We start from the raw sequence: 610 nt of genomic DNA, 5'->3' as shown, positions 1-610 counted from the left end.
ACTTATAAGAAACAGTGAAAATACTTTTAAGTGAATCCACAAAATTCCAGATAATAAACTTAAAGCTATATAAATCATAAGTTATTAATTTACTAAATATTGAGCAACTTTCTCAGCTGAAAAATCAATTTGCTGATGCTCTATACCTGATTGCGCTAACAATTTAAGTGCATACTCATGATTATGATAATCTTGTGCATAATAGATTCTAGTAATACCAGCTTGAATAATTGATTTAGTACAGTTTAGACAAGGGAAATGCGTTACATATATTGTAGCGCCTTCAGTAGATACACCTTGTTTAGCACATTGAAGTAAAGCATTCATTTCAGCGTGAATAGTTCTAATACAATGCCCATCTTCGATTAAACAGCCTTCATCGATACAATGAACTTCGCCTGCTACTGATCCATTATAACCACCGGCAATAATTCTATTGTCTTTTACAATTGTGGCCCCCACTGAGAGACGTTGACAAGTTGAACGTAATGCCAATAGATGGCTTTGGGCCATAAAGTATTCATCCCATTTGATTCTTTCCATAATTTTCAGCTCCAGTATAATGTATATTAATTAATATTATAGTTTAAGCATATAGACATAGTAAATT

Annotated in this window: 1 protein-coding gene; it reads right to left on the bottom strand. The window is 32.3% G+C overall.

Annotated features, from left to right (window positions below):
• Window positions 1–84: 84 nt before the first annotated feature.
• Window positions 85–543, bottom strand: a complete 459-nt coding sequence (locus tag CD128_RS09720; protein ID WP_103297975.1) for a ComE operon protein 2 — start codon at window positions 541–543, stop codon at window positions 85–87.
• Window positions 544–610: the final 67 nt, after the last annotated feature.

The sequence above is a fragment of the Staphylococcus croceilyticus genome (assembly GCF_002902575.1).
Lineage (GTDB): Bacteria > Bacillota > Bacilli > Staphylococcales > Staphylococcaceae > Staphylococcus > Staphylococcus croceilyticus.
Note: the sequence above shows the minus strand (reverse complement) of the source record. Positions and strands in the feature narration are given on the sequence as shown.